Genomic DNA, 3,672 nt, shown 5'->3' on the forward strand with positions numbered 1-3,672 from the left:
ATTGCCGCTGGTGGCGGCCGGCGCACACGTTGACGTTCACTTGCCCGGCGGCCTGGTGCGTTCCTACTCGTTGGCGGGCGACCCCCACGAACGTTCGAACTGGACGCTGGGCGTGCTCCGGGAAGTGAAAGGCAGCGGCGGCTCAAAGGCCATGCACGACAGCGTGCGCGTGGGCGACATGCTGACCGTGGGCGCGCCCCGCAACGCGTTTCCCATGGCGCGTGGGGCCGCACACACCATCCTGCTCGCAGGCGGCATTGGCATCACCCCCTTGAAAGCCATGGCGCATGAAATGGCCGCACAAGGCGCGTCGTTCGAACTGCACTACTGCAGCCGCAGCCCCCGCCACGCGGCCTTTGTCGATGCGCTGCAAGCCTTGGTGCCAGCAGGCCAGCTGCACTTCCATTTCGACAACGGCATCCCAGGGCAGGGGCTGGACATCACGGCGCTGTTGCGGCGGCAAGCCGATGGTGCCCACTTGTACTACTGCGGGCCGCTTGGCTTCATGCAAGCTTGTGCCGATGCCAGCGCGCATTGGGCGCCGGGTTCTGTGCACTTTGAACACTTCAAAGCCCCCGAACCACCACCGAAATCCGCACCCGATGCAAGCTTTGAGGTGCGGCTGGCCAAGTCCGGCACCACAGTACAGGTGTTGCCAGACCAGACCATCGTGCGCGCGATCGAACTCGCTGGCCACCGGGTGCCCACCTCGTGCCTGTCTGGCCTGTGCGGTTCGTGCAAGGTGGATTACCTCGAAGGCGAGGTGGAGCACAACGACTACATCCTTTCTGACGAGGAAAAAACACGCTGCCTGACGCTCTGCGTTTCGCGTTCTCGCAGCCCCACCCTCGTCATCGATCTCTGAGCGCCAAGCGCCCATTCCCCACTGGAGAAAACCATGCTCGACAAAGTCAAAAACATCTCGATCTACCAGCCCACCCAGCCCGGGTTGATTTACCCAGACCTACCGGAATTCGACAACTTCGAGGCCGAGCGCCAACACCGCAAGGAACGCCTGGTGGCCGCTTGCCGCGCCTTTGCGCTGGAGGGCTTTGACTACGGCTTCGCCGGTCACCTGACCATCCGCGACCCGGAGCGTCCCGAGCTGTACTGGACCAACCCCATGTGCGTTCATTTCGCGCAGGTCAAAGTGTCCAACCTCATCCTGGCGGATCACAAAGGCCGGGTCGTGGAAGGCCGCCACGCGATCAACCGCGCCGGTTTCGTTTTGCACGCGGCCGTGCACGAGGCGCACCCCGACATCATTTCCATGTGCCACGCGCACACCGTGTACGGCACCGCTTTTGCAGCGCTGGGGCGCCCGCTGGAACCCATTTCTCAAGACGCCGCCGCCTTTTTTGAGGACCACGTCGTGATCAAAGACGACGCCGGGCAGGTCGCGGTCGAAGAGCGCGCGGGCATGGCGGTGTGCGATTGGTTCAAAGGGGTGAAAGCCGCCATCCACCAGAACCACGGCCTGCTCACCGCCAGCCGCCACAGCATCGAGTCCGCCGCATTCTGGTTCATCGCGCTGGAGCGCTGCTGCCGCCAGCAACTCCTGGTCGAGGCCTCGGGGCACAAGCCCGTCTTGGTGTCTCCGGAGCGCTCGCGCTACAGCCGCGAGCATGTGGGCTCTGAGTACATCGGCTGGTTGCACTTTCAACCCATTTACGACCACATCGCCGCCACCCAGCCGGACATGTTCAATTGACCGGATCGCCCGCAACCGGCTCGGGCTCCTAGGGCCTGTTCACACTATTTTTCCAAGATGCGTTGCGGATCAAAAAGGCCATGCGCAAGGCACAAAACGCAGCCGGGGCTTCCCCCCGGCCAGGCTTTGCAACGCCGCGCATGGCCTTTTTGGCCGCAACCCGAAGGGAAAGGGGTGAAAACAGCGCCACTCGTTGTTGCACGCCTAGACCAGACAGCCAGTCTGGCCGTCGTCGCGCGCCTAGATTGGCGCTGTTTTCACCCCTTTCGCACTTGGAAAAATAGTGTGAACAGGCCCTAGCCTCGCGTTGCCACGCAGTGCTGCGCACAGACCCACCTCGCATGGACAGAAGCGCCGAGGCGCTCCATCTGGACTACGGGCCACCCGGCGCGCCGGTGAAATACCCGAGGCTGTGGCGGCTCGCGCTCGGCCTGCTGCTGGTGAGCGCCGCCGCTTGGCCATGGACGGACGGCCTGAACGCCTGGTGGACATCGACCGTGGCCATAGACCCGCGCCTGTTCCTCTGGGCCATGGCTTTCTGTGGTGCCGGTCTGATCCTGCACGCCATGTTCAGCGACCTGCTGCACCTGCGGCAGATCGGCATCCATGCCGGTGGCCTGTCCATCCACTGGAGTCACGTGCCCAGCCTGTTGGGCGCGCGGATCGAGAAACTGCGGGAGGTGGCGTGGCACGACGTGGCCCAGCTCGAATGGATGGAGGGCACGCTGGAGCACGATCTCAAGCAACGCCTGGTGATTTGTTTGAAGACACCGCTCAACCGCCAACAGATCCGTTTGAATTTGCTGGTTTGTGACCACCAGAACGCGGCGCTTTGCGAGGCCTTGTTGGCCCACCTCCCCGACGGCGTTGCGGCGCCCAACTGGTTGGCCTCGGCACGTTTGCGCCGTCCTGTGAACACGGTCTGAAACCCTTTGGGCCGATAACCTTTCCCCCTTTCCACGGACGCCCAGCATCCCTGCCTGAGCCAGATCAACACCAGCGGCCATTTTGTATTCTGTACACGGCGTTGAAATTAAAATACCGGCATGCGCCTGCAACTCGACAAACTCCCCACCCGCAGCGACTTCGTTGAGACGGTCTACAACGTGTTGCTCGACGCCATCACCGATGGCTCACTGGCGCCGGGCGAACGGATCACGCAGGAAGAGATCGCCGAGCAGTTGCATGTGTCTCGCTCGCCGGTGTTGCAAGCCTTGCGGCTGCTGAAGAACGACGGCCTCATCGAAGACGCCCCGGGGCGGGGCGTTCAGGTCACCCCGCTCGATGCGGAATGGGTCGGTCGGCTTTACGAAGTCCGTGGGGCACTGGATGCGCTGGCCGCGCGCCTGGCCGCCAACGCGCGGGCAACGATAGACCCCCAGATTCTTGCGCAAGGGCAGTTGATGTCTGGCAGCGGCGATATCAACGGCACGATCGATGCCGACATCGCCTTTCACAACGCCATTTATGCCGCTTCGGGCAACGACTTGATCGCAGAAAACGCCCGTCGGTACTGGGTGCATCTGCGCCGGGTCATGGGTGCGGTACACCGGTGGACGAACCAGCGCTTGACCATCTGGGACGAGCACCAGGCGATTGCGGATGCGATCCAGAACGGCGATGCCGATCTGGCGGTGTTCCTGACCGAAGAACACATCACCAAAGCGAAAACCAATCTGGTGAACCAGCTGAAGAACAAGCTGGCGCAAGAGTCGGTAGCGGCTTAAAGAACACCCAGATTTTTTCGTCGCCCGGGCTGGCCCATGGCTTCTTGCCCAGGCAGGCGGCGGGCTTTTCCGATCTGTTCTGGACAAGCAGAGCGCATTCATATACTGTACATAAAAACAGTCATTGAATGCGCCATGTCCTCCGCCTCCACCCAGCCGACCGGCGGTCTATCCGTCCCGTTGGCCCCCTCCGTTCCCCCACCGGCCCGCCCGTGCTTCGTGCCCGGCGCCTTG

The 3,672-nt window shown here is 62.9% G+C and carries 4 protein-coding genes; all 4 read left to right on the top strand.

Features of this window, described 5'->3' with window-relative positions; translation table 11 throughout:
- A partial coding sequence (locus ABYB95_RS19200) for a 2Fe-2S iron-sulfur cluster-binding protein (RefSeq protein ID WP_372660531.1) occupies positions 1 to 865 on the top strand: 865 nt, incomplete at its 5' end.
- 33 nt (positions 866 to 898) lie between these two features.
- The gene (locus ABYB95_RS19205; protein ID WP_372660534.1) at positions 899 to 1,711 is read left to right on the top strand and encodes a class II aldolase/adducin family protein; all 813 of its coding nucleotides are present in this window, start codon (positions 899 to 901) and stop codon (positions 1,709 to 1,711) included.
- Between the two features lie 341 nt (positions 1,712 to 2,052).
- Entirely contained in the window at positions 2,053 to 2,637 is a 585-nt protein-coding gene (locus ABYB95_RS19210) for a hypothetical protein (protein ID WP_372660537.1), read from the top strand.
- Between the two features lie 120 nt (positions 2,638 to 2,757).
- The gene (locus ABYB95_RS19215) at positions 2,758 to 3,438 is read left to right on the top strand and encodes a GntR family transcriptional regulator (RefSeq protein WP_372660540.1); all 681 of its coding nucleotides are present in this window, start codon (positions 2,758 to 2,760) and stop codon (positions 3,436 to 3,438) included.
- Positions 3,439 to 3,672 lie beyond the last annotated feature (234 nt).

The organism is Hydrogenophaga sp. (genome assembly GCF_041633695.1).
Classification (GTDB): domain Bacteria; phylum Pseudomonadota; class Gammaproteobacteria; order Burkholderiales; family Burkholderiaceae_C; genus Hydrogenophaga.

Coding starts and splice junctions, on each gene's coding strand:
- ABYB95_RS19210 (WP_372660537.1), top strand. CDS start 2,053: ATGGACAGAAGCGCCGAGGCGCTCCATCTGGACTACGGGCCACCCGGC.
- ABYB95_RS19205 (WP_372660534.1), top strand. CDS start 899: ATGCTCGACAAAGTCAAAAACATCTCGATCTACCAGCCCACCCAGCCC.
- ABYB95_RS19215 (WP_372660540.1), top strand. CDS start 2,758: ATGCGCCTGCAACTCGACAAACTCCCCACCCGCAGCGACTTCGTTGAG.